The organism is Massilia sp. BGA-UO-ETr-WB1 (assembly GCF_059567845.1).
Window position 1 is genome coordinate 997571 of the sequence record NZ_JCAQOT010000027.1, and the last position, 22674, is coordinate 1020244.

A 22674-nucleotide genomic window follows, 5' to 3' on the forward strand; every position below is an offset into this window, starting at 1 on the left:
TTCATGCATGAAAGGTTTCTTGCCACAATGAATCATCCGACCGCCCTTCCCTCCGCCGCCGGCGCCAAGTGCGACAACTGCCGCTGGCGCGCCCTCTGCCTGCCGTCGGGCCTGGCGGGCGGCGCGCTCGACGAGTTCGAGCGTACGGTGGCGCAGCGGATACCGGTGGCGCGCCACGAGCGCGTGGAGACCGGCGGTGCGCCGTTCGGCCAGCTGCATGCGGTGCAGAGCGGCCAGTTCAAGCTGCAGCGCGCGGCGCCCGACGGCGGCCTGCAGGTGCTGGGCTTTGCCATGCCCGGCGACCTGCTGGGGCTGGACGCCATCGGCACCGGCCGCTACGCCAGCGACGCGGTGGCCTTGTCGGACAGCGTGGTTTGCGCGATTCCCTACCCGGCGCTGGAATCCTTGGTGGCGCGGCAACCCGCGCTGGCGCGGCGGCTGGCCCATGTGCTGAGCGCCAGCCTGGCGCAGCGCCAGGACCAGATGCTATTTCTCGGCAACGCGCGCGCGCCGCAGCGGCTGGCGCGCCTGCTGCTCGACCTGGGCGGCCGCTACGGCGAGCGCGGCGGCTCGGCCACGGCCTTCCAGCTGTGCATGTCGCGCGAAGACCTGGCCGCCTACCTGGCGCTGACGGTGGAAAGCGTGAGCCGGCTGCTGTCCATGTTCAAGCAGAACGGCCTGCTCGCGGTGAGCAACCGCGCCATCGAGCTGCGCGACACGGGCGGCCTGCGCGCCATCGCGGCGCCGCCGTCCACCCAGGCGCTGCCGGCCATGCGGGCCGCCTGAGCCATTCCGGCGCAGTCCGGCCCGGCCCAAGGCAGGCTGGGCCGGCCGGGGCGCGCCATGCCGGGCGCCGCCTCACGCCGCCAGCGCGCGGCTGAACTGGTTGCGCCCGTGCCGCTTGGCGATGTACATCGCGCCATCGCTGGCGCGCAGCAGCGCGTCCGCATCGCACCCGTGCTCCGGATACAGCGCCAGCCCGATGCTGGCCGAGACGTGGGCGCTGCCCTGCTCCAGCGGCACCGGCTGGCGCACCGCCTGCAAAGCGCGCAGCACGATCTCCTCGGCCAGCTCGGCGCTTTCCAGGTCCGCCAGCAGCAGCACGAACTCGTCGCCGCCCAGGCGCGCCACGGTGTCGTTGGCGCGCACCACGCGCTGCAGGCGCTGCGCCACTTCCACCAGCACCGCGTCGCCGGCTTCGTGGCCGCGCGTGTCGTTGACGGCCTTGAAGCCGTCCAGGTCGATCGCGCACACCGCCAACATGCCGCCCTGGCGCCGCGCGCGCGCCAGCGCCTGCTGCAGGCGGTCGGCCAGCAGGCGCCGGTTGGGCAGCCCGGTCAGCGGGTCGATGTGGGCCGCCCGCTCGATTTCCTCCTGCTGCAGGCGCTGGTCGGTGATGTCGGTGAACAGCGCGATGTAGTGGCTGACGTCGCCCGTGCGGCCGAGCACGCGCGTGATAGTCAGGTAGGCGGCGAACAGCGTGCCGTCCCGGCGCCGGTCCCAGATCTGGCCCTGCCAGTGGCCTTGGGCGTCGATCGCCTGCCACATCGCGTCGTAGAAGGCGGGGCCGTGGCGGCCGGACTGCAGCACGCTGGTGGGCTGGCCGAGCAGCTCGTGGCGGGCATAGCCGCTCATGGCCAGGAAGGCCGGATTGACGTCGATGATGCGCAGCTCTGCATCGGCCAGCATGATGCCCTCGGCCGCCGCGCTGAACACGCTGGCCGACAGGTGCAGCCGCCGTTCGGCCGCTTCGCGGGCCGCCAGCATATGGTTGAACTGCTGCGCCAGCGTGGCGATCTCCAGCGGCCCGTCGAGCGGCGCCCGGGCGTTCAGATGGCCGGCGGCGGCGCGCGCCGCCGCCGCGCGCAGGCCGCCCAGTGAACGCAAGGTGCTGCGGTTGAAGCGCCAGGCCATGGCCGCGCCGCAGCCCAGCGCCGCCAGCACGGCGGCCGCGACGCCGGCCAGGCCGCGCCGCATGCCCTGCAGCACCACGCTGCGCTCGATGCGCAGCGCCACGGTCCAGCCGGAGTGGGCCGAGCGGCTATAGGCCAGCAAGTGGTCGCCGGCGCGCAGCGTGCCTTCGCCCTTGTTCGCCAGCGCCGCCAGGATCGCCGGCTCGCCCCGGGCGCCGACCGCTTGCGGCGCCGCGCCGCTGTGGGCGATGGCCGTGCCGGCGCCGTCCAGCAGCACGGCGCCGTATCCGCCAGGCAGGCGCTGCCGGGCCAGGAAATCCTGCAGCCCCGCCACCGGCTGGCCGTACAGCAGCACGCCTGCCGCGTCCTGCCCCGGCAATCTGACTGGAATGGCCAGCGCAATGACCTGGCGCCGCCTGGCCGCGCCGATGAACATATTGGACACGGCCGGCCTGGCGGTGGCGACGACGCGGGCCACCAGGTCCAGCGCGCCGCTCCTGGGCAGCGCCGTACCCCAGGGTACCAGCGTGTTCATCAGTTGCTGGCCGTCCACGCGGATCAGCGCCACGGCGCTGTCCGTGGCGCCGGCACCCATGGCGGCTTGGGCCTGGCGCTGGAACGCGGCCAGCTCGCCCGCCGCCAGTTGCGGGGACAGCGCCAGCACTTCGAGCCGGGCCTGGCGGTTCGCCAGCACGCCGTCAAACACCTGCGACAGGGCACGCGCAGTCTGCAGCGCGCCGGTCTCGAGCTGGCGTTCGCGCTCCAGGTAGAGCGTGGCGGCAAAGATGCAGCCGATCGCCAGCGCCGGCAGCAGCACGATGGTGAACAAGGACGCCAGTCGGCCGTGGCGCGCGCCCCGCAGTGAAGTTTCGCCGTCTCCCATATGCCCTCCGCCTTTGCTGCCACCATTATCGGTGCCAGGCAAGCCGCCGGGACAAGGAAGGCGCACGAAGTTGCAGAAAAACTTGACCTGGATCAAAGCGGCGCCCCCGCCGCGTCACAGCATGCCGTGCTCCAGGGCGTAGCGGGTCAGCTCGGCGTTGCTGGCCATGCCCATCTTGTCCAGGATGCGGGTGCGGTAGGTGGTGACCGTGTTCGGACTCAGGTGCAGCAGCTCGCCGATGCGCACCAGCGGCTCGCCGGCGGCGATCAGCTTGAACACCTCCAGCTCGCGGTCCGACAGCGCCTCGTGGCCGCCACCGCCCCCGCCGCCGCCCACCAGCATGGCCAGCTTTTCCACCACTGCCGGGCTGACGTGCCTGCCGCCGGCGGCCGCCTTGCGCACCGCCTCCACCAGCGTGGCGGTGGGCGCATCCTTGGTCAGGTAGCCGGCCGCGCCCAGTTTCAACGCCCGCACCGCGTAAATCTCCTCCGAATAGGTGCTCAGCATCAGCACCGCCATGCGCGGCCGCTCGGCGCGCAGCGCCTTCAGCAGTTCCAGCCCGTTCTTGCCGGGCATGGTGATGTCCACCAGCGCCACGTCGAATTCCCGTTCCGCCACGCGCTGCATGGCCTCGGCCGCGTTGCCGGCCTCGCCCGCCACCTCGATGCCGGTCGCCGTGCCCAGCATCAACCGCACGCCGTTGCGGGCGATGGCGTGGTCGTCCACCAGCAGCACCCGGATCGCGTCAGCCATGGCCGTCCTCCGGCAGCGGCAAATGCAGCGTCAGCACGGTGCCGCCGGCGCCGCCGCTGATGTCGAGCTCGCCGCCGAAGCTGCGGCTGCGCTCGTGCATGCCGAGGATGCCCCACGACTCGCGCGGCAGCAAACCCTCGGCGGCGATGCCCTTGCCGTTGTCGGTCACCGTCAGCCGCAGGCCGCCCGGCTCGCGCGCCACCGCCACCCGCGCTTCGCTGGCCGCGGCGTGCCGCACCACATTGGTGAGCGCCTCCTGCACGATGCGGAACAGCATGGTGCTGCGCTCGGCGTCCAGTTCCAGCGCGGCGGCCTGCGCGTCGATCTGGCAGGCGCAGCGCAGCCCGGCGCGCAGCGCCACCTGGCCGGTGTACCATTCCAGCGCGGCCCACACCCCGAGCTGGTCCAGCACGCTCGGGCGCAGGTCGGTGATCACCCGGCGCACCGTTTCGATGGCGCTTTGCACCAGCTGCGCCGTATCGGCCAGCAGCGGTTCCGGCGCGCGCCCGGCCGCCGCCGCGCGTTCCTGGGCCACCAGGATGTAGGCGCGGATGCCGGTCAGCAGCCCGCCCAGCTCGTCGTGGATTTCCTGCGCGATGCGCTTGCGTTCCTCTTCCTTGATGCGCTCCTGGTGGGCGCCCAGCCGGCGCAGTTCCTGCTGCGACTGGCGCAGCGCCTGTTCGGCCGCCTTGCCGGCGCTGATGTCGATCAGGATGCCCTGCAGCACCGCCGCGCCGGGACCCGTGCCGCCGGGGCCCGGCACCGGATCGGCCTGGTCGCGCACCCACAGTTCGCCGCCGCCGCGCGGCAGCAGGCGGTACTCCACCCGCAGCGCGCAGGCGCCGGCGCGGCTGGCGCACACCGCCCCCCAGGCCCGCTCGCGGTCCTCCGGGTGCATGCGCTGGCGCAGCAGGCCGGGGTCGGCCAGCCACTCCTCGGGCGTGTAGCCCAGGATGCGGATCTGCGGGCTGACGTACTCGAGGCCGGCCTGCGGGCCGGTGGCGGCCACGTAGCTGACCGCGTGGATCTGCTCGACCAGCGTGCGGAAGCGCGCCTCGGCCTGCTGCTTCTCCGCGCGCAGGCGCTGTTCGCGCAGCATGCGCTCTATGCCGGCCGGCAACAGCTCCAGGTAGCGCCCCTCGCCGTCCTTGACCAGGTAGTCGCGCGCGCCGCGCCGCATGGCTTCGGCCGCCACGGTGGCGCTGTCGGCGCCGGTCAGCATCATCACCGGCGGCGCGTCGCCGCCGGGGCGGCTGGCGGCCAGGCCGGCCAGGAATTCCAGGCCGGTCAGGTCCGGCAGGTTGTAGTCCAGCAGCACGCAGTCGGCCTCGCCGGCCAGCGCCATGGCCAGGCCCTGCTGGCCGGTCTCGGCCTCCAGCAGGCGGTAGGCGCCGGCGGCGCGGAAGGCGCGCCGGCACGCCATGCGGTCGACCAGGTCGTCCTCGACGATCAGGATGCGCACCGGTGCGGCCGGCTGGGGCTGCATCTCCATGGCTCAGGGCATCTCGCTGACGGTCCAGTAGCGGTCGATCTCGCGCACCACCTCGACGAAGGCGCGGTAGTCGACCGGCTTGGCCATGTAGCCGGCCACGCCCAGCTCGAAGCTGCTCAGCTTGTCCTGCTGCTCGGCCGAGGTGGTCAGCACCACCACCGGGATCGGCCGCAGCGCCGCGTCTTGCTTGGCTTCGCGCAGGAACTCGATGCCGCTCATGATGGGCATGTTCAGGTCCAGCAGGATGATGCAGGGACGCTCGCTGCCGGGCGCGCGCAGGTAGTCGAGCGCCGTTTCGCCGTGCTCCAGCGCCACCACCGGGTTGCCGACCCCGATTTCCTTCAGCGCGCGCTTGACGGTCATCACGTCGACGCTATCGTCCTCGATCAGGAGGATGGGTTTGCTTGCATGCTTCATCGGCACTCCTTGGGCCAGGTGAAATAGAAGGTGGCGCCGGCGCCCGGCGCGGACTCGACCCACACGCGGCCGCGGTACATTTCGACGATTTTCTTCACCAGCGCCAGGCCGACGCCGGTGCTCTCGACCCGGTCGCGCGGGGCCAGCGTCTGGAACAGCTGGAAGATGCGCTCGAGATGGCGCGCCTCGATGCCGGGGCCGTTGTCGGCCACGGCGAAGCGCCAGTGGCTGCCGTCGTCGGCGCAGCCGACGCTGATCCGCCCGTCCGGGCGGTCCATATGCTTGATGGCGTTGGAAATCAGGTTGTGGAACACTTGCTGCAGCCGGGTCGGCTCGCCGGCCACGGTGGGCAGGCCGGGCGCCACGCTGACGGCGATGCCGGGCGGCGGCGCCAGCAGGTCCAGCACCTCGGCCAGCACCCGGTTCAGGTCCACCGCGCACACCGCCTCGCGCACCCGCCCCACGCGCGAATATTGCAGGATGCCGTCGATCAGCGCGCCCATGCGGTGCACGCGGTTGATCAGCAGCCGCATGTGCTCCTTGCCCTCGTCGTTGAACTGCCCGGCGTAGTCGGTGGCCAGCCAGTCGGCCAGCGAACCGATGCCGCGCAGCGGCGCCTTCAGGTCGTGCGACACCACGTAGGCGAAGTTGGTCAGTTCCTCGTTGGCGCTGCTCAATTCCTGCAGCAGCTGCTGGGTTTTCTGCTCGGCCAGCTTGCGCTCGGTGATGTCGCGCACCAGGCCGGTGAACATGCGCTTGCCGCCCAGGGTCATTTCGGCCACCGACAGGTCCATCGGGAACACGCTGCCGTCGCGCCGCATGCCCTGCACTTCGCGGCCCTTGCCGATGATGCGCTTTTCGCCGGTGGCCAGGTAGTGCGCCAGGTAGCCGTCGTGCGCGCTGCGGTGCGGTTCGGGCATCAGCATGGAAATGTTGCGGCCGGCCACCTCCTGCTCGCGGTAGCCGAACATGCGCTCGGCGGCCGGGTTCAAGCGCTCCAGCGCGCCATGCTGGTCGATGGTGATGATGGCGTCCACCGCCGTCTCGAACACTGCGCGCATGCGCGCCTCGCTCTCCTCCAGCGCCCGTTCGGCCGCCTTGCGCGCGCTGATGTCGTGCACCGTGGCCATCACCATGCTGTGGCCGTCGGGGCTGCGCAGCGGCGACAGGCTGACCTCGAGCGGGAACTCGCGGCCTTCCCGGTGGCGCCCGAACAGCGCCGCGCCGGCGCCCATCACGCGCGGGCGGGGCTGTTCGCTGTAGCCCTCGCGCAGCGCTTCGTGGCCGCGCCGGAAGCGTTCCGGGATCAGCATCTCCACCGGCTGGCCGCGCAGCTGCTGCTGGGTGTAGCCGAACAGCGCCTCCAGCGCAGGATTGGCCAGCACAATGGCGCCGGCGCGGTCGACGATGACGACCGGATCCGCGGCCGAGGCCAGCAGCCAGGCCAGGCTCTGCTCGGCGATGGGAGAAGTTTGCACGCAAGTTCCCGGTTGTGGAGTTGTCATCATCATACGATTGATGCCGCGGCCGGTAAAGCCCTGCGGCCGGCGCCGAAATTGCGGCGCGATTTGACCTGGATCAAACCGCCCCCTGACGCGCGCGTGCCGATTCCCATACAGTGGTAGCCAGCTGAATGACGGAGAGAGCGATGCGGCACCTGGATGACAAGACGATAGCGGCACTGCGGCGCGTGCTGCTGGAACAGCGCAGCGCGCTGGCCGGCGCCGTGCGCACCCGGCTGCACGCCGACGGCGCCGAGGCGGCCAGGGCGCTGGAGAACGACTATGCGCAGGCCGATCCGGCCCAGGCCGACGCGCTGGGCGAGAGCGGACTGGCGCTGCTGCACCAGGACTGCCGCCAGCTGGAGGCGGTCGAGCAGGCGCTGGCGCGGCTGGCGGACGGCAGCTACGGGCTGTGCCGCGCCTGCGGCCTGCCGATCGCCCCGGCGCGGCTGCAGGCGCGGCCGGCTGCGGCGCTCTGCCTCGATTGCCAGCAGGACAGCGAGCGGCGCTACCAGGTGCCGCCCGCGTGAGCAACAATTTTCCCACAAGCAAGGAGCATTCCATGAGCTACCGCACCATCCTGGTCCACGCGGACCTGTCGCGCCACGCGCCGCAGCGCATCCGCTTCGCCGCCACCCTGGCGCGCACCTTCGACGCCCACCTGGTGGGCGGCGCCATGACGGGCGTGTCCCGCTTCCTGATGCCGGCCAGCATCGCCATGGGCGGGCCGATGATCGCCGAGCAGGTCGAGCTGATGCGCGAGAACGCCGAGCGCGCCCTGGCCCAGTTCGACGCGCTGGCCGCCCAGACCGGCGCCGCCTCCTGCGAACGCCGCCTGGTGCAGGACGACTTCGACGGCGGCATGGCGCTGCAGGCGCGCTACGCCGACCTGGTGGTGCTGAGCCAGACTGATCCGGACGAGACGGTGCCGGGCGGCTGGAACGACCTGCCCGAGTATGTGCTGCTGAACGCGGTGCGGCCGGTGCTGCTGCTGCCCTACGCCGGCCAGTGGGAGCACACCGGCAGCGAAGTGCTGGTGGCGTGGGACGGCAGCATGGAGGCCACGCGCGCCGTCACGGCCGCGCTGCCGCTGCTGAAGCAGGCCGCGCGCGTGACGGTGGTGGTGTTCAATCCGCAGGCGCGCTGGGGCGTGCACGGCGAACAGCCGGGCGCCGACCTGGCGCTGTACCTGAGCCGGCACGGGGTGCGGGTGGAGGTGAGCGCCCTGCCCACGGCGCTGGACGCAGGCAATGCGCTGCTGTCGCTGGCGGCCGACACCGGCGCCGACCTGTTGGTGATGGGCGGCTACGGCCACGCCCGCCTGCGGGAAATGCTGCTGGGAGGAGTGACCGCCACCATCCTGCGCCAGATGACGCTGCCGGTGCTGATGGCGCACTGAGCGCGCGGCGGGACCGCGCATGCCGTGTGGGGCGGCTCAGGCCGCCTCGCGGTCCGGTTCCATGCGGCCGGCGGCCAGGTCTTGCAGGCCGGCCAGGTCGAGAATGCGCAGGTCGCGGTTGTGCAGGCTGATCCAGCCGGCCTTGCGGAAGCGCGCCAGCAGGCGGCTGATGCTTTCGATGGTCAGGCCGAGATAGCCGCCGATGTCCTCGCGCGACATGCGCAGCTGGAAGCTGGAGGGCGAGAAGCCGCGCGCCGCGTAGCGCGCGCCCAGCGAGGTCAGCAGCAAGGCCAGGCGTTGCTCGGCGCGCATATTACCAAGGAACAAGGCCACCGCCTGCTCGCGCTGGATCTCGCGCGCCATGGTGCGGTGGAACTGCTGCATCAGCTCGGGCATCTGGGCCACCAGTTCCTGCAGCCGGCCGAACGGGATCTCGCACACTTCGCTGTCCTCCAGCGCCACCGCGCTGCAGCTGTGCTGGCCGGCCCCGATGGCTTCCATGCCCAGCAGGTCGCCGGCCATGTGGAAGCCGGTGATCTGCTGCTCGCCGCGCTGGTTGACCTGGGCCGTCTTGAAATGCCCCAGGCGCACCGCGTACAGGCTGCCGAAGCCCTGGCCCATGCTGAACAGCTGCTCGTCGCGCTGCACCCGGCGCCGGCGGGCGATGATCTGGTCCAGGCGGCGCATGGCGTCCTCGCCCAAGCCCTGCGGCAGGCAGAAGCGGTTGAAGCTGCACAGCCCGCAGCGCGGCTGGACCGGCGCGCGGGTGGCGGATGCGATGGGAATGGTGGCATTCATGGTCTGCTCCTATACTTATAAGGGGGGCGAGATGGCTGTACACAGTATCGGGCAGGCATGCCGGGCGCGCTATCGGGTATCCCGGCTGGATGCCGTAGGGGATCCCCGACAAGGCCCAAAGGCGGGCGGATTTGACCTGGATCAAAGAAGCGGGCGGCCGCAAGGCGCTACAGTCCCTCATACCCAATGGAGGACGACATGGACAATTTGCATACCGCCGCGCGCGACCGGATACTGGCCATCCTGTCGGCCGGCGCCGACCTGACGCTGGCCACGCTGCGCCCGGACGGCTATCCGCAGGCGACCACGGTCAGTTATGTGAACCAGGGGCTGGTGCTGTACGCCGGCATCGGGCTGGACAGCCAGAAGGCGCGCAACATCGCTGAGTGCCCCAAGGTGTCGCTGACCATCAACCTGCCCTACGCCGCCTGGAGCGGCATCCGCGGCATCTCGGCGGCCGCCACCGCCACCATCGTCAACGGCGCCGACGCGCTGGCGCGGGTGGCCGCGCTGATGGCGCACAAGTTTCCCGAAATTAAGCGCATGCAGGCGGCAGGCAACGCGCCCGACTGGGGCAGCGTGCTGGTGCTGCGCATCGCGCCGCAGGTCATCTCGCTGCTGGACTACCGCCTGGGATTCGGCCACACCGAGCTGTACGCGGTGCCGCCCGAGGCTTGCGCGGCGGACTGAGCGATGAATCTGGCGGACGGCCCGGAGCGCCCCGGCCTTGACAGCGCGGAGGCGGCCCGCAGGCTGGCGCAGTACGGACCGAACAGTGTGCCCGACGGCGGACGACGCGGCTGGCCCTATCTGCTGGCCGGGGCCGCCCGCGAACCCATGTTCCTGATGCTGGCGACGGCGGCGGCGCTGTACCTTCTGCTGGGCGAGCTGCACGAGGGGCTGGTGCTGGCCGCCACCGTGGTGCTGACCATGGGGCTGACGCTGTTCCAGCAGGGCCGCACCGAACGCGCGCTGCAGGCGCTGCGCCAGCTGGGCGCTCCCACCGCGACGGTGCTGCGCGACGGCGTGCCGCTGGTGCTGCCCAGCGCGCAGCTGGTGCCGGGCGACGTGATCGTGCTGGCGGAGGGCGACCGGGTGCCGGCCGATGCCTTGCTGCTGAGCGCGAACGGCCTGCGCACCGACGAGTCCATGCTGACCGGGGAATCGGTACCGGTCGACAAGTGCGCCGCCGCCGGCGCGGACAGCGGCGCCCCGCCCGCCCCGCCCGGCGGCAGCGGCCTGCCCTGGGTCTACTCGGGCACGCTGGTGGTGCAAGGGCACGGCGTGGCCGAGGTGGCCGCCACCGGCGCGGCCAGCGAAATCGGCCGGCTGGGCGCGGCGCTGGGCACGCTGGCGCCGCCGCCGTCCCTGCTGCGCCGCCAGAGCGCGCTGCTGGCGCGCCGCCTGGCCTTCGCGGGCTTGGCGCTCAGCGCGGCTCTGGTGCTGCTGCTGGGCAGCCGCGACGGCGCCTGGATCAGCGCGCTGCTGGCCGGCCTGGCGCTGGCGATGTCGATGCTGCCGGAGGAGATTCCCGTGATACTGACGGTCTTCCCAGCGCTGGGCGCGCACCGCCTGGCGCGCCGCAAGGTGCTGGCGCGCAACCTGGGCGCCATTGAAACCCTGGGCGCCGCCTCCGTGCTGTGCGTCGACAAGACCGGCACGCTGACCGAAAACCGCATGGCGGTCGGCCGCATCTGGGCCGGCAAGCGCCTGCTGGCGCCGGACGACCGCGCCCTGCCGCCGCCGCACGCCGCCGTGCTGGGGATGGCCATGCGCGCCAGCCGGCCGCAATCGGCCGACCCGATGGAGCAGGCATTCTTCCGCCTCGCCGAGCGCGTCGGCCAGCCCGCGCCCGGCGCCGGCGCCCGCCTGGTGCGCGAATACGGACTGGCGGCGGAACGCCCCGCGCTGGTGCAGATATGGCGGGAAGCGGACGGCAGCCAGCTGGTGGCGGCCAAGGGCGCGCCCGAGTATCTGCTGCCGCTGTGCGCGCTGAGCGAGGACCAGCGCGCGGCCGCGCTGGCGGCGCTGGGCCAGATGACCGGCCAGGGGCTGCGCGTGCTGGCCGTGGCCACCTGCGGCCACGCCGGCGACACGTGGCCGGACGACCCGGCCGGGTTCCGTTTCGAGCTGTGCGGCCTGGCGGCGCTGGCCGACCCGCTGCGCGAAGGGATCCCGGCGGCGGTGGCGGACTGCCATGCGGCCGGCGTGCGCGTGCTGATGATCACCGGCGACCACCCGTCCACGGCCAGCGCCATTGCGCGCCAGGCCGGCATCGCCGACGGCACGGTCCTGACCGGGCCGCAGATGGCCGCCATGGACGAGGCGCAACTGGCGTCGGCGTTGCGCCAGGCCACCGTCTGCGCCCGCGCCCGGCCCGAGCAGAAGCTGCGCATCGTGCAAGCCCTGCAGCGCGGCGGCGCGGTGGTGGCCATGACCGGCGACGGCGTCAACGACGCGCCGGCCCTGCATGCGGCCAATGTCGGCATCGCCATGGGCTTGCGCGGCACCGACGTGGCGCGCGAGGCGGCCGAGCTGACGCTGCTGGACGACCACTTCGCCTCCATCGTCGCCGCCATCCGCGGCGGGCGCCGCATCTACAGCAATATGCGCAAGGCGGTGCTGTATGTGCTGGCGATCCACGCCCCCATCGCCGGCATGGCGCTGCTGCCGGCGCTGCTGGACTGGCCGCTGCTGCTATATCCCATGCACATCGTGTTCCTGGAACTGATCATCGATCCGGCCTGCTCGCTGGCGTTCGAGCAGGAGCCGGCCGAGCGCGACCTGATGCGTCGCCCGCCGCGCCCGGCGGACGCCGCCTTCATCGACCGGCAGACGATGGCGCGCGCCGTGCTCCAGGGCGGCGTGGTGCTGGCCATGCTGGCCCTGGCCTACGGCGCGGCGGCGGCGCTGCTGCCCGAACAGCAGGCGCGCAGCTTCGGCTTTGCCGCGCTGGTACTGTCCAACCTGGCGCTGCTGCAGGCCAACCGCCAGCCCGGCGCGAACGCCGCCGGTGCCCGGCCGGCCCGCAATCCAGCCGCCACGGCCATCGCCGCGCTGGCGCTGGGCCTGCTGCTGGCGGCCATCTACTGGCCTCCGCTGGCGACCGCCTTCCAGATGGCGCCGCTGCCGGCGGCGGCCCTGGCGGCGGCCGCCGGCAGCGGCGCGCTGGCCTATCTGGCCTTGCGCCTCGTCTCGCAGCCCGGCCCGGCCACCCTGCGCGCCGCCTGACCAAACTGTCTATACTGAAAGTGCATCACACATTCAAGGAGGCCATCATGTTCAAACACATACTCGTGCCCACCGACGGCTCGCCCGCATCGGATTTCGCGGTGCGCTCAGCCCTGGCGCTGGCTGCGGAGAACGGCGCCCGCATCACGGCATTGCACGTCTTGCCGGACTTTCATGTGTTCAGCTATCGGCCGCGGGTGCTGGACGAAACCAAGGAGGATTTCCTGAAAGACAGCACGGCCCACGGCACCGCCCTGCTGGCGGCCATCACCGAATCGGCGCGCGCGCAGCAGGTGCCGTGCGAAACCCTGCTGCTGCGCGGGGACCGGCCGCACCGCAAGATCCTGGATGCCGCGAAAAGCAGCGGCTGCGACCTGATCGCCATGGCAACCCATGGCGCGCTCGGGCTGAAAGGCATGCTGCTGGGCAGCGAGACGCACAAGGTGTTGCTGCACAGCCCCGTGCCGGTGCTGGTGTACCGTCCGGAATAGGCCGCCATGGCGCCGGATCAGAACGTGACTTTGAGCGCAGCAGGCAAGCCGCCTGCTGCGATGGAGATGCCTTCCACCGTCAGGCCTTCCTGCGCCTGCCGGAACGGCAGCACGCCGTCGCGGCCCAGCTGTTCCACGCGCTGCACTTTGCCCGCGCCCGGGCCCAGCACGCGCAGCACCACCGAGCCGTCGCGCGGCAGGCCGACGGCGTACACCGTCTCGCCCTTGCTGGTGAAACGCCAGCTGTCTTCGCCGTGCTGCTTCCACGGCCGGGTGCCGTAGATCGCCTCGCCGTTGTTGTTCAGCCATGCGCCCACCTCCTGCAAGGTGCGCTGCTGCTCCTCGGGGATGGCGCCGTCGGCCCTGGGCGACAGGTTGAGCAGGTAGAAACCACCCTTGCTGACCGTATCGACCAGGCGCCCGACGATGGCGCCGCCGCCGGCCACCTTCATGCCGCTGGTGTAGCCCCAGGTGCTGCCGATGGCGTCGTCCACCATCCACGGCCCCGGGCGGATGTCCGGCGGCGAGCGCAAGCCGATTTTCTCGAAGTCGATGATGGAGCCGACCTGCTGCGTATCGTCGTTGCTGGGCGCGTAGGCCACGAATTTGCTGCTGATCGAGACCTCCTTGTTCCAGGCCTGGGCGCGGTTGTAATAATGGGCCGCCACGCGCAGCTTGAGCGGGTCCAGCACGCGCAGGTTCACGCCGTTGTCGAACCACAGCAGGTCGGGCTGGTACTGGTCGATCAGCTCCAGGTTGCGCTCCACCCAGTCGCTCAGGAAGCGCGTCATGGCGGCCGGGCTGCGGTCGGCCACGTTGTAGAACGCGGCCCATTTCGGATCGTACAGGTCCGCTTTCGCCGCTTTCAGCTTGTCCTCCAGCGCCTGCGGCGGATTGATGAAGGTGAAATTCTCCACGCCGTGGTTGGAGACGCCGAACTTCATCCCCTCCTTGCGCACGGCGGCGGCCAGTTCGCCGATCAGGTCGCGCTTCGGCCCCATGCGCCTGGCGTTGAATGGCGTAACCTTGCTGTCCCACAGCGCGAAATTGTCGTGGTGCTGGGCCGAGGGCATCACGAATCGCGCGCCGGAACGGCGGAACAGGGCCGCCCACTGGGCCGCGTCGAACCTCTCCTGCCGGAACATGGGGATGAAATCCTTGTAGCCGAAGCGGTCCGGCGCGCCGAAATGGGCCGTGTGCCATGCCAGTTCGGCGCCGTACATGTGCTTTTCGTACCACTCGTTGCGGTGCGCCGGCACCGCGTACACGCCCCAATGCAGGAAGATGCCGAACTTGGCGTCCTCAAACCAGGCCGGGGTGCGGTAGTGCTTGCGGATGGAGTCCCAGTCCGCCGCGAACGGCCCGGGAGGCAGCGGCGCGGCCACCGCCGCATCGGCCGCCGCCACGATGGCGGGCGTGGCGGGCGGCCCCATCACGCCATAGTCGTACAGCCTGGATTCGGGAACGCCGCCCCGGTCCGGCTTGGGCAACGGAGCGGCCACGGCCAGGGCCGGTACCAGAAGTGACAGTATCAGTCGCGTGCGTGACATCGCGGTCTCCATTATTTTAACTTCAGGATAGCGTAGCGCGCTCTCACGTTTCGCGCACGTATCGCTTTGTATCAGTCATAAACATGATTAGATCGCGTCAGCCGTTGACACTGGTGGGGCGACTATCGATACTCGAAAGCCTCGCGGGCGACCGCTCGGCCAGGACCGGTATGCACACCTACAGCATCGCAGGAATCGCAGCCGCGTCGGCGCCCAGGACTAGCCCCAATGCACGCAACGAGAGACCAACTTGACTACCTTTAGCCGCCGCACCTTCCTTCAAGCTTCCGTCCTGGGCGCCACCCCGCTGCTCGCCGCCGGGGGCGCATCCGCCGGCGCTGCCGAGCCCTCGCCTTCGGCATCGCCCGCCCGCTCGCATGCCGCCGCGCCCGAAAATGGCGCCGGGCTGCGCTGGCTTGAAGGTGTGCCCGCGCTGTCGCAAGGGGTTACGCTCGGCCTACCCTGGCCGCAGGGGAAGATCGCCAAAGGCCAGGCATTCATCCTCTCCGCCCCCGGAGCGGCCGGCATCCCGATGCAAAGCTGGCCACTGGCCTACTGGCCGGACGGTTCGCTGAAATGGAGCGCGCACGCCCTGCCCGCCGGCGCCGGCTTGTCCGACGCCCTGCTACTGTCCCCGGTCAAAGGAAAACCGGCGGCCGCACCCGGCTCTGGCGCTGCCGTCCGCCTGCAGGAAGGCACGAACGAGATCTCGGTCGATACCGGTGTCATCTCCTGCCAGATTCCCAAGCGCGGCGCCCACCTGATCCGCTCCATCACGCGCGCCGGCCGCGACATCGCCCGCGCCGGCAAACTGGTCGCCCTGAGCGACGACCAGCCCGACGGCAGCGCGGGAGCAACCCGCCACACGGCCTTTGAAAGCGACATCAGAACGGTAACGGTCGAACAGCGCGGCCCGGTGCGCGCCGTGGTCAAGATCGACGGCATGCACCGCAGCGGCCAGCGCGCCTGGCTGCCGTTCTCGGTGCGGCTGTACTTCTACGCAGGGGCCGAGTCCGTCCGCATCATGCACACTTTCGTGTTCGACGGCGACGAGCAGAAGGAATTCATCCGCGGCATCGGCATGCGCTTCAACGTGCCGATGCGCGACCAGCCGCATGACCGCCACGTGCGGTTCGCCGGCGAGGAAAAAGGCCTGTGGGCCGAAGCCGTGCGCGGTCTCACCGGCCTGCGGCGCGATCCCGGCGCCGCCTTCCGATCGGCCCAGGTGGCCGGCCTTGCCTGCCCTCCGCTGGAAAACATGGCGCCCAACGTGCGCAAGCTGATGCACCTGATACCCGCCTGGGGCGACTACACGCTGTCCCAGCTGTCGGCCGACGGCTTCCAGATCCGCAAGCGCACCAAGCCGGGCCACGGCTGGATCGATGCCGCGTGGGGCCGCCGCGCGCCGGGTGTGGGCTACATCGGCGGCGCTTCAGGCGGCGTGGCCTTCGGCCTGCGCGACTTCTGGCAGCGCCATCCCACCCAGCTCGACGTCCGCAACGCCCACACCGACGACGCCGAGGTGACGCTGTGGATGTGGTCCCCCGACGCGCAGGCGATGGACATGCGCTTCTACCACGACGGCATGGGCATGGAAACCCACGCCGACGAACTCGATGGCCTCGAAATCACCTACGAGGACTACGAAAAAGGCTACGGCAGCCCGCACGGCGTGGCCCGCAGCAGCGAAATCACGCTGTGGGCGCTGGCAGCCACGCCGTCGCGCGAAGCCATGACGCACATTGCGCAGGCCGTGCAGTCACCGCCGCAGCTGGTGGCGCAGCCGGCGCACTACCTGGCCTGCAAGGTGTTCGGCGGCATGTGGAGCCTTCCCGACCGCTCGCATCCCGCCAAGGCCCACATCGAGGATGAGCTGGACCGCCGCTTCGACTACTACCGTGGCCAGGTTGAGCAGCACCACTGGTACGGTTTCTGGAACTACGGCGACGTGATGCACACCTACGACGCCGACCGCCACGTATGGCGTTACGACGTGGGCGGCTACGCCTGGGACAATTCGGAGCTGTCGCCCGACCTGTGGCTGTGGTACTCCTTCCTGCGCAGCGGCCGCGCCGACATCTTCCGCCTGGCCGAAGCCATGGTGCGCCACACCAGCGAAGTGGACATTTACCACCTGGGCCGCTTCGCGGGCCTCGGCACGCGCCACAACGTGCAGCATTGGGGCTGCAGCGCCAAACAGGTGCGCATCAGCGCGGCCGTGTACCGCCGCTTCTATTACTACCTCACCGCCGACGAGCGCATCGGCGACATCATGCAGGAGCTGCTGGATGCGGACGCCAAGCTGGCCGACGTGGACCCGGTGCGCAAGCGCGCCGCGCCGCTGGACAAGTCGCTCTACCCGGCCCGCGCCAGCTTCGGCACGGACTGGGGTTCGCTGGCCGGCAACTGGCTCACCGAATGGGAACGCGGCGGCAAGCCGGTGTACAGGAACAAGCTGCTGACCGGCATGCGCGACATCGCCGCCATGCCGCACGGCTTCTTCAGCGCCGAACGCGCCGGCTACCAGCCGAAGGACGGCCATATGGCCAATATGAGTGGCGACAAGGTGCAGGCCAGCCACCTCAATGCGGTGTTCGGCGCCGTGGAGGTGTTCGCGGAACTGATTGCGGTCACCGGTGACAAAGCTTTCGAGCGCGCCTGGGTGCAGTATTGCACGCTGTACAACGCCAGCCGCGAAGAGCAAATCAAGGCGCTGGGCATGCCGCACGGCGGCACCAACGCGCTGCGCGTGGGACACTCGCGGCTCACCGCCTATGCGGCCTGGCGCACCGGAAACGCCGAACTGGCGCGCCGCGCCTGGCGCGAGTTCAACGAACGCCCGGCGCCGCTGGTGCGTCCGGTCCAGCTGCGCGGCCCGGCCGTGCTCAATCCGGTGCAGGAAGTCGACTGGATCAGCACCAACGACACCGCACAATGGGGCCTGGCCGCGATCCAGAACCTGGCGCTGATCGGCGACCATATCCCTGCAAAATAACCACTCCGACAGACTATGAAGCTTTCCCTTATCACCTTGCTGCTGGCTGCCAGCTTTCCCGCCACCGCGCAAACGGGCGGCGTGCGCAAGTTCGACTTCAGCGCCCAGCCGGCGGCCGGTTACACCGCCGTCGCTCCCGCAACCGAATATAGCGCCGGCAAGGGCTACGGCTTCGAGCCCGGCGCCGTGGCCGGCCAGCCGTCCTTCTTCTCGGTCGATCTCCCCGAAGGCAATTACAACGTCACCGTCACGCTGGGCGGCGCGCAGGAAGCCAGCACCACCATCAAAACCGAACTGCGCCGCCTGATGCTGGAGAACGTGCGCACCGCACCCGGCAAGACGGAAGTGCGCACCTTCACCGTCAACATCCGCACGCCGCACATTCCGGCCGCCGCTGGCCTGGCGGCGGGCGCCGTCAAGCTCAAGGCGCCGCGCGAAACCGTGCAGGAAGCCTGGAACTGGGACCGCCGCCTGACGCTGGAGTTCAACGGCGCCAACCCCGCCGTGCGCGCCATCGACATCGCTCCGGTGCAAACGCCCACCATTTTCCTGTTGGGCGACTCCACCGTTTCCGACCAGCCCGGCGAGCCGTACGCCAGCTGGGGCCAGATGCTGCCGCGTTTCCTGAAACCGGGCGTGGCCGTCGCCAACCACGCCCAATCCGGCGAAACCTACCGCGATTCGCTGGCCCGCCGGCGCCTGGACAAGGTGCTGAGCGCCATGCGCCCGGGAGACACGGTCATGATGCAGTTCGGGCACAACGACCAGAAGCAGATCAAGGACGGCAAAAGCGGCCCGTTCACCACCTACAAGGACGAGATCAAACAGCACGTGGACGGCGTGCGCGCGCGCGGCGGCGTGCCGGTCATCATTTCGTCGATGGAGCGCCGCGCCTTCGACGCCAACGGCAAAGTGGTTCCATCGCTGATCGACTACGCCACCGCCGCCCGCCAGTCGGCGCAGGAGCTGGGCGTGGCCTTCATCGACCTCAATGCCATGAGCAAGCCGCTGTACGAGGCGCTCGGCACCGAGGCGTCCAAGGCCGCCTTCGCGGAGCCGCAGCCCGGCCGCACCGACAACACGCACCACAACAACTACGGCGCCTACGAGCTGGCGCAGGCGGTGCTGACCGGCATGCGCCAGGCCGGCGTGCCCGCCGCGTCCTTTATCGCCGACGGATACGGCAGCTTCGATCCGTCCAAACCGGACCCGGTGGCCAAATTCGCGGTGCCGCCCAGCCCGAAATTCAGCAATGAGCGCCCGCTGGGCGACGAGGCCAATGCCGGCGCGGAAGCCAATGCCTACATCTTCGCCTACTTCACCAAGAACGGCGAAGACGGCCTGCACCTGGCCGCCAGCGCGGACGGCTACCGCTGGGACAAGCTGGGCGGCGGCCGCAGCTACCTGACGCCCAAGGTTGGCATATCGAAGCTGATGCGCGACCCGTGCATCGTGCGCGGCCCGGACGGCACCTACCACATGGTCTGGACCTCCGGCTGGAAAGAGAACAACATCGGCTACGCCTCATCGAAAGACCTGGTCAACTGGTCCGAACAGCAGGAGCTGCCGGTGATGGCGCACGAAAAAGGCGTGCTCAATGCGTGGGCGCCGGAAATCGTCTACGACGAGCAGCGCGGCGAGTTCCTGATCTTCTGGGCGTCCACCGTGCCGGGCAAGTTCACGGAAACGGCCGGCTCGTCCGAGGAGAAGTACAACCACCGCCTGTACTCCACCACCACCAGGGACTTCAAGACCTTCACGCCGACCCGGCTGTTCTACGACCCGGGCTTCAGCGTGATCGACGCGACTTTCGTGCGCGCCAACGGCAAGAACCACCTGCTGATCAAGGACGAAACCGTGAAGCCGCCGCGCAAATACCTGCAGGTGGCCGACGCGCCCTCGCTGAACGGCCCGTTCGGCAAGCTCAGTGCTCCCATTACGCCGCAAGGCATGTGGGTGGAAGGCCCGACCGCCATCCAGGCCGGCGCGGACGTGATCCTTTACTATGACGCCTACCGCACCAAGCACTACGGCGCCATGCGCTCGCGCGACCTGGTTACATGGGAAGACGTGACGGCCAAAATGAGCTTCCCGGACGAGGGCACGCCGGTGCGCATGCGGCATGGCACAGCCATTGCCGTCCCCGCTGCACTGGTCGAACAGCTGCGCGCGCAATAACGCGCACACGAATAAGATACCCACTCTGGAGACAACCATGAAACGACTGCTGCTCGCGCTGGCCACGGCCGCCACCCTGAACCTGGGCCTGTCGCTGCCCGCCGCCGCGCTGGATCCGGCCACCACCACCGCCAGCGACCAGAACTACCTGGCGCGCGTGCCTTACCAGACCTACTTCGCCGACTACCTCGCCCTGCGCAAAGGCCGCCAGGCCGACATCATCTTCATCGGCGACTCGATCACCGAGCAATTCCGCTGGGGCGCGGGAGCGCCGGTCTGGAACACGCGGTTTGACAGCCGCGCCTTCGACTTCGGCCTGGGCGCGGACAGGACCCAGCACGTCCTGTGGCGCCTGGACAACTTCGATCTGTCCTTCCTGAAGCCGAAGGTCGCGGTCATCATGATCGGCACCAACAACGTCAACAACGAGCCGGAAGACATCGCCAGCGGCATCAAGGCCGTGGTGGCTGCCACGCAGAAGAAGTTCGCCGGCGTGAAGGTGGTTGTGGTCAGCATCCTGCCGAATGCGCGCGCGGATCAGCGCATGGCGGAGGTGAACAAGCTGATCGCGCCGATGGCCGACGGGAAGTCCATCTGGTATCTGAACCTGGCCGCGCGTTTCACGCCCGAAGGCGACAACTGGAAAGGCCTGAGCGGCGACAAGCTGCACCTCACGACCGCCGGCTACAACATGTGGGCCGATGAACTGGAGGCCCTGCTTGCAACGATACAGAAATAGCATGGCCAAAACGCGCGCCGTGGCGGCTTGCCTGGCAATCGCGTCCGCCCAGCTCGCACACGCCCAGACGGCGCCGCCGCCAACCGTCACAATCAAAAAGGCGGCGCCGGCCAAACCGCCGGAGCCACCCGCCACGCCCGGCAGCGCCGATAGCCCGGACGTGGCCAGCGTAGTGGTATCCGCCGAGCGTCCCACCAACCGCATCGACCGCCAGGTCTACGACGTGAAATCCGACGTCGGCGCCAGCAATGGCTCGGCGGCGGACGCGCTGAACAGCGTGCCTTCGGTGGCGGTCGACCCGGATGGCTCGGTCACGTTGCGCGGCAGCCCCAACGTGCAGATCCTGATCGACGGCAAACCGTCCGCCGTGCTGCAGGGCGATAGCCGGGGCGCCTCGCTGAACGCAATCCCGGCCGAAGACATCGAGTCGGTGGAAGTCATCAACAACCCCGGCGCGCAGTTCGGCAACGACGCCGGCGGCGGCCCTATCATCAACCTGGTGATGCGCCGCACGCGCCGGCCCGGCGGCTTCGGCGTCATTAACGCCAACGCGGGCAGCGAGGGCCGCTACAACTCGGCCCTCTCCGGCACCTACAACTCGGGCGCGTTCGGCATCCAGGGCGGCCTGAATATCCGCCACGACGGCCGCGCCAGCAGCGGCGGCACGGTGCGCGACCGCATCGATCCTGTCACCGGCGCGATGGTGCACAGCACCCAGTTCGCCAGCTCCTCCGGCCTGAACGACAACGTCGGCGCCAATGCCTCGCTCACCTACAACATTGGCGCCAAGGACACCCTGGCCGCCAGCCTGTCCTACCAGGGCCGCGACAACGCACAGCGTTCGCAGGACCGCTACCTGCGCTACGCTGGGGCCGCTGAAGGCATTATCGACAGCGACTACACCCGCAGCACCCAGCGCGGCGGCGACGCCCGCAACTACGGCCTCGGCGCGCGCTGGGAGCACAAGGGCAAGGCCGATGGCGAAACCATGAAGATGGACCTGCGCGTCACCTCGGCCGACAACACCATCAACAACGCCTACCAGAACATCTACGCCGTTGCGCCGCGCGGCGCGCTGGACCAGAAAAGCTTCCAGGACAATACCAGCAACAACCGTATCGTCGACCTAACCGGCGACTACGAGCTGCCCATAGACCGCGCCATGCTCAAGCTGGGCTACAAGGTGGCGGACAACCGCAGCGAATTCGACACCCTGTACACCAGCGTCGATCCCGTCTCGCAGCTGCCCTACGTGAACACCCAGCGCAGCAACCGCTTCCGCATGGACGAGAAGAATTTGGCGCTGTACGGTTCCTACCAGGTGCGCCTGAACGAGAAATGGGGCGTGCTGGGCGGCCTGCGGGTTGAGCATACCGAGCTGGATATCGAGCAGCTGACCACGCATGTAAACGCGTCGAACAGTTATATCAGCTACATCCCCAGCGCTTACGCCACCTACAAATGGTCCGACGACACCAATCTGCGCTTCAGCTATGCGCACCGTCTGCGCCGGCCGAACGGCAATGAGCTCAATCCCTTCGTCATTTACCGCGACGAGTTGAACGTCTCGGCCGGCAATCCGCAGCTGAATCCGACCAAGACGGACTCCTTCGAGATCGGCTACGAGAGCCGCATTGCCGGCATGGAGACCAACCTGCGCGCCTACCACCGCAAGGACCGCGACTCGATCCTGATCCGCCGCTACTTCATCAGCGACACCGTGCTGCTGACGACGCCCGTCAACGGCGGCCGCAACAACGCCAGCGGGCTGGAATTCACGGTGCAAGGCAAGATCGCGCCCGGCCTCTCGATGAGCGCCAGCGGCAACCTGGGGCACACGGAGCAATTGACGGAGGATTTGTACGGGTTCGCCAGCACGCGCACCGCCTCGTCGCTGAGTGGACGCCTGCGGATGAACTACCAGGCCACGCCGGAAGACCAGCTGCAGGCCATGGTGCAAACGCAGGGCCGCCAGCTATTCGGCCAAGGCGTGCGGCAGCCCAACACCACGGTCAATTTCAGCCTGCGCCACGCGATTACGCCGAAACTGAGCCTGGTGCTGAACTTGACGGACGCGTTCAACTCGAACCAGATCGAAACCATCACCGACACGGCCACGCTGAAGGAAACCAGCATACGCCGCTCGGACGGGCGGATCGCTTACCTGGGCTTGTCGTATCGGCTGGGCGGGTTCACGCCGGGAACCGGCGCGCGGCCGGGCGGCGGTCAAGGTCAAGGTATGCGACAGGGACCGGGGCAAGGTCAGGGGCAGCGCGGCAGCGGCGGCCAGCGCTGAGGCGTCCGCCCGCCCTGTGGCGCCTGCTCGCGCTGAT

17 protein-coding genes are annotated in these 22674 nt (G+C 69.7%); 10 read left to right on the top strand and 7 right to left on the bottom strand.

Annotation, left to right across the window (positions count from 1 at the left end):
• Positions 1-27: 27 nt before the first annotated feature.
• Positions 28-786, top strand: coding sequence for a helix-turn-helix domain-containing protein (locus tag AC56DV_RS31205; RefSeq protein ID WP_496318079.1), 759 nt, complete (start codon positions 28-30; stop codon positions 784-786).
• Positions 787-858: 72 nt separating this feature from the next.
• On the opposite strand, the gene AC56DV_RS31210 is transcribed toward AC56DV_RS31205, so the two are convergent.
• The 5 genes from AC56DV_RS31210 to AC56DV_RS31230 form a co-directional block, all read right to left on the bottom strand.
• On the bottom strand, positions 859-2796 hold the full coding sequence (locus AC56DV_RS31210; RefSeq protein ID WP_496318080.1) for a diguanylate cyclase domain-containing protein: 1938 nt from the start codon (positions 2794-2796) through the stop codon (positions 859-861).
• 114 nt (positions 2797-2910) lie between these two features.
• Positions 2911-3549: a response regulator gene (locus AC56DV_RS31215; protein ID WP_496318081.1), complete on the bottom strand. Its 639-nt coding sequence runs from the start codon at positions 3547-3549 to the stop codon at positions 2911-2913.
• A complete protein-coding gene (locus AC56DV_RS31220) occupies positions 3542-5041 on the bottom strand; it encodes a hybrid sensor histidine kinase/response regulator (protein WP_496318082.1) in 1500 nt (499 codons plus the stop codon). The genes AC56DV_RS31215 and AC56DV_RS31220 overlap by 8 nt, the downstream gene beginning before the upstream one ends.
• Positions 5042-5044: 3 nt before the next feature.
• The gene (locus AC56DV_RS31225) at positions 5045-5458 is read right to left on the bottom strand and encodes a response regulator (protein WP_496318083.1); all 414 of its coding nucleotides are present in this window, start codon (positions 5456-5458) and stop codon (positions 5045-5047) included.
• The gene (locus AC56DV_RS31230; protein ID WP_496318084.1) at positions 5455-6936 is read right to left on the bottom strand and encodes a sensor histidine kinase; all 1482 of its coding nucleotides are present in this window, start codon (positions 6934-6936) and stop codon (positions 5455-5457) included. The genes AC56DV_RS31225 and AC56DV_RS31230 overlap by 4 nt, the downstream gene beginning before the upstream one ends.
• Positions 6937-7106: 170 nt before the next feature.
• On the opposite strand from AC56DV_RS31230, the gene AC56DV_RS31235 reads away from it, so the two are divergent.
• Together AC56DV_RS31235 and AC56DV_RS31240 are read left to right on the top strand one after the other, a co-directional pair.
• Complete coding sequence (locus tag AC56DV_RS31235; protein WP_496318085.1) at positions 7107-7490, top strand: TraR/DksA family transcriptional regulator; 384 nt, start codon at positions 7107-7109, stop codon at positions 7488-7490.
• 32 nt (positions 7491-7522) lie between these two features.
• On the top strand, positions 7523-8359 hold the full coding sequence (locus AC56DV_RS31240) for a universal stress protein (protein WP_496318086.1): 837 nt from the start codon (positions 7523-7525) through the stop codon (positions 8357-8359).
• A 36-nt stretch (positions 8360-8395) separates the two neighbouring features.
• Here the strand turns inward: AC56DV_RS31240 and fnr are convergent, their stop codons facing one another.
• A complete protein-coding gene (gene fnr, locus AC56DV_RS31245; RefSeq protein WP_496318087.1) occupies positions 8396-9157 on the bottom strand; it encodes a fumarate/nitrate reduction transcriptional regulator Fnr in 762 nt (253 codons plus the stop codon).
• A 198-nt stretch (positions 9158-9355) separates the two neighbouring features.
• Between fnr and AC56DV_RS31250 the strand changes: the two genes are divergently transcribed.
• From AC56DV_RS31250 to AC56DV_RS31260, 3 genes are read left to right on the top strand one after another with little or no spacing between them, the layout of a single operon-like run.
• Complete coding sequence (locus tag AC56DV_RS31250) at positions 9356-9847, top strand: pyridoxamine 5'-phosphate oxidase family protein (protein WP_496318088.1); 492 nt, start codon at positions 9356-9358, stop codon at positions 9845-9847.
• A 3-nt stretch (positions 9848-9850) separates the two neighbouring features.
• Positions 9851-12388, top strand: coding sequence for a cation-translocating P-type ATPase (locus tag AC56DV_RS31255; protein ID WP_496318089.1), 2538 nt, complete (start codon positions 9851-9853; stop codon positions 12386-12388).
• Positions 12389-12435: 47 nt separating this feature from the next.
• The gene (locus tag AC56DV_RS31260; RefSeq protein WP_496318090.1) at positions 12436-12879 is read left to right on the top strand and encodes a universal stress protein; all 444 of its coding nucleotides are present in this window, start codon (positions 12436-12438) and stop codon (positions 12877-12879) included.
• Positions 12880-12896: 17 nt separating this feature from the next.
• Here AC56DV_RS31260 and AC56DV_RS31265 read toward each other — a convergent pair whose 3' ends face one another.
• On the bottom strand, positions 12897-14429 hold the full coding sequence (locus tag AC56DV_RS31265) for an alpha-L-fucosidase (protein ID WP_496318091.1): 1533 nt from the start codon (positions 14427-14429) through the stop codon (positions 12897-12899).
• Between the two features lie 250 nt (positions 14430-14679).
• Here AC56DV_RS31265 and AC56DV_RS31270 point away from each other — a divergent pair, with 250 nt between their 5' ends.
• Genes AC56DV_RS31270 through AC56DV_RS31285 form a run of 4 tightly spaced genes read left to right on the top strand, consistent with a single transcriptional unit; the run spans position 14680 to position 22637 of the window.
• The gene (locus tag AC56DV_RS31270) at positions 14680-17424 is read left to right on the top strand and encodes an exo-rhamnogalacturonan lyase family protein (protein WP_496318092.1); all 2745 of its coding nucleotides are present in this window, start codon (positions 14680-14682) and stop codon (positions 17422-17424) included.
• Between the two features lie 15 nt (positions 17425-17439).
• Positions 17440-19602 carry a GDSL-type esterase/lipase family protein gene (locus AC56DV_RS31275; protein ID WP_496318093.1) on the top strand — a complete coding sequence of 721 codons (2163 nt, stop codon included), beginning with the start codon at positions 17440-17442 and terminating at the stop codon, positions 19600-19602.
• 37 nt (positions 19603-19639) lie between these two features.
• Positions 19640-20341 (top strand): GDSL-type esterase/lipase family protein, encoded by a 702-nt coding sequence (locus AC56DV_RS31280; RefSeq protein ID WP_496318094.1) that lies wholly within the window; start codon positions 19640-19642, stop codon positions 20339-20341.
• Between the two features lies 1 nt (position 20342).
• Complete coding sequence (locus tag AC56DV_RS31285; protein WP_496318095.1) at positions 20343-22637, top strand: TonB-dependent receptor domain-containing protein; 2295 nt, start codon at positions 20343-20345, stop codon at positions 22635-22637.
• Positions 22638-22674 lie beyond the last annotated feature (37 nt).

Bases quoted from the DNA above. Each gene is read 5' to 3' on its own strand.
- AC56DV_RS31220 (WP_496318082.1), bottom strand. From the start codon at position 5,041: ATGGAGATGCAGCCCCAGCCGGCCGCACCGGTGCGCATCCTGATCGTC.
- AC56DV_RS31265 (WP_496318091.1), bottom strand. From the start codon at position 14,429: ATGTCACGCACGCGACTGATACTGTCACTTCTGGTACCGGCCCTGGCC.
- AC56DV_RS31210 (WP_496318080.1), bottom strand. From the start codon at position 2,796: ATGGGAGACGGCGAAACTTCACTGCGGGGCGCGCGCCACGGCCGACTG.
- AC56DV_RS31275 (WP_496318093.1), top strand. From the start codon at position 17,440: ATGAAGCTTTCCCTTATCACCTTGCTGCTGGCTGCCAGCTTTCCCGCC.
- AC56DV_RS31260 (WP_496318090.1), top strand. From the start codon at position 12,436: ATGTTCAAACACATACTCGTGCCCACCGACGGCTCGCCCGCATCGGAT.
- AC56DV_RS31240 (WP_496318086.1), top strand. From the start codon at position 7,523: ATGAGCTACCGCACCATCCTGGTCCACGCGGACCTGTCGCGCCACGCG.
- AC56DV_RS31235 (WP_496318085.1), top strand. From the start codon at position 7,107: ATGCGGCACCTGGATGACAAGACGATAGCGGCACTGCGGCGCGTGCTG.
- AC56DV_RS31205 (WP_496318079.1), top strand. From the start codon at position 28: ATGAATCATCCGACCGCCCTTCCCTCCGCCGCCGGCGCCAAGTGCGAC.
- AC56DV_RS31280 (WP_496318094.1), top strand. From the start codon at position 19,640: ATGAAACGACTGCTGCTCGCGCTGGCCACGGCCGCCACCCTGAACCTG.
- AC56DV_RS31255 (WP_496318089.1), top strand. From the start codon at position 9,851: ATGAATCTGGCGGACGGCCCGGAGCGCCCCGGCCTTGACAGCGCGGAG.
- AC56DV_RS31250 (WP_496318088.1), top strand. From the start codon at position 9,356: ATGGACAATTTGCATACCGCCGCGCGCGACCGGATACTGGCCATCCTG.
- AC56DV_RS31225 (WP_496318083.1), bottom strand. From the start codon at position 5,458: ATGAAGCATGCAAGCAAACCCATCCTCCTGATCGAGGACGATAGCGTC.
- AC56DV_RS31215 (WP_496318081.1), bottom strand. From the start codon at position 3,549: ATGGCTGACGCGATCCGGGTGCTGCTGGTGGACGACCACGCCATCGCC.
- AC56DV_RS31285 (WP_496318095.1), top strand. From the start codon at position 20,343: ATGGCCAAAACGCGCGCCGTGGCGGCTTGCCTGGCAATCGCGTCCGCC.
- fnr (WP_496318087.1), bottom strand. From the start codon at position 9,157: ATGAATGCCACCATTCCCATCGCATCCGCCACCCGCGCGCCGGTCCAG.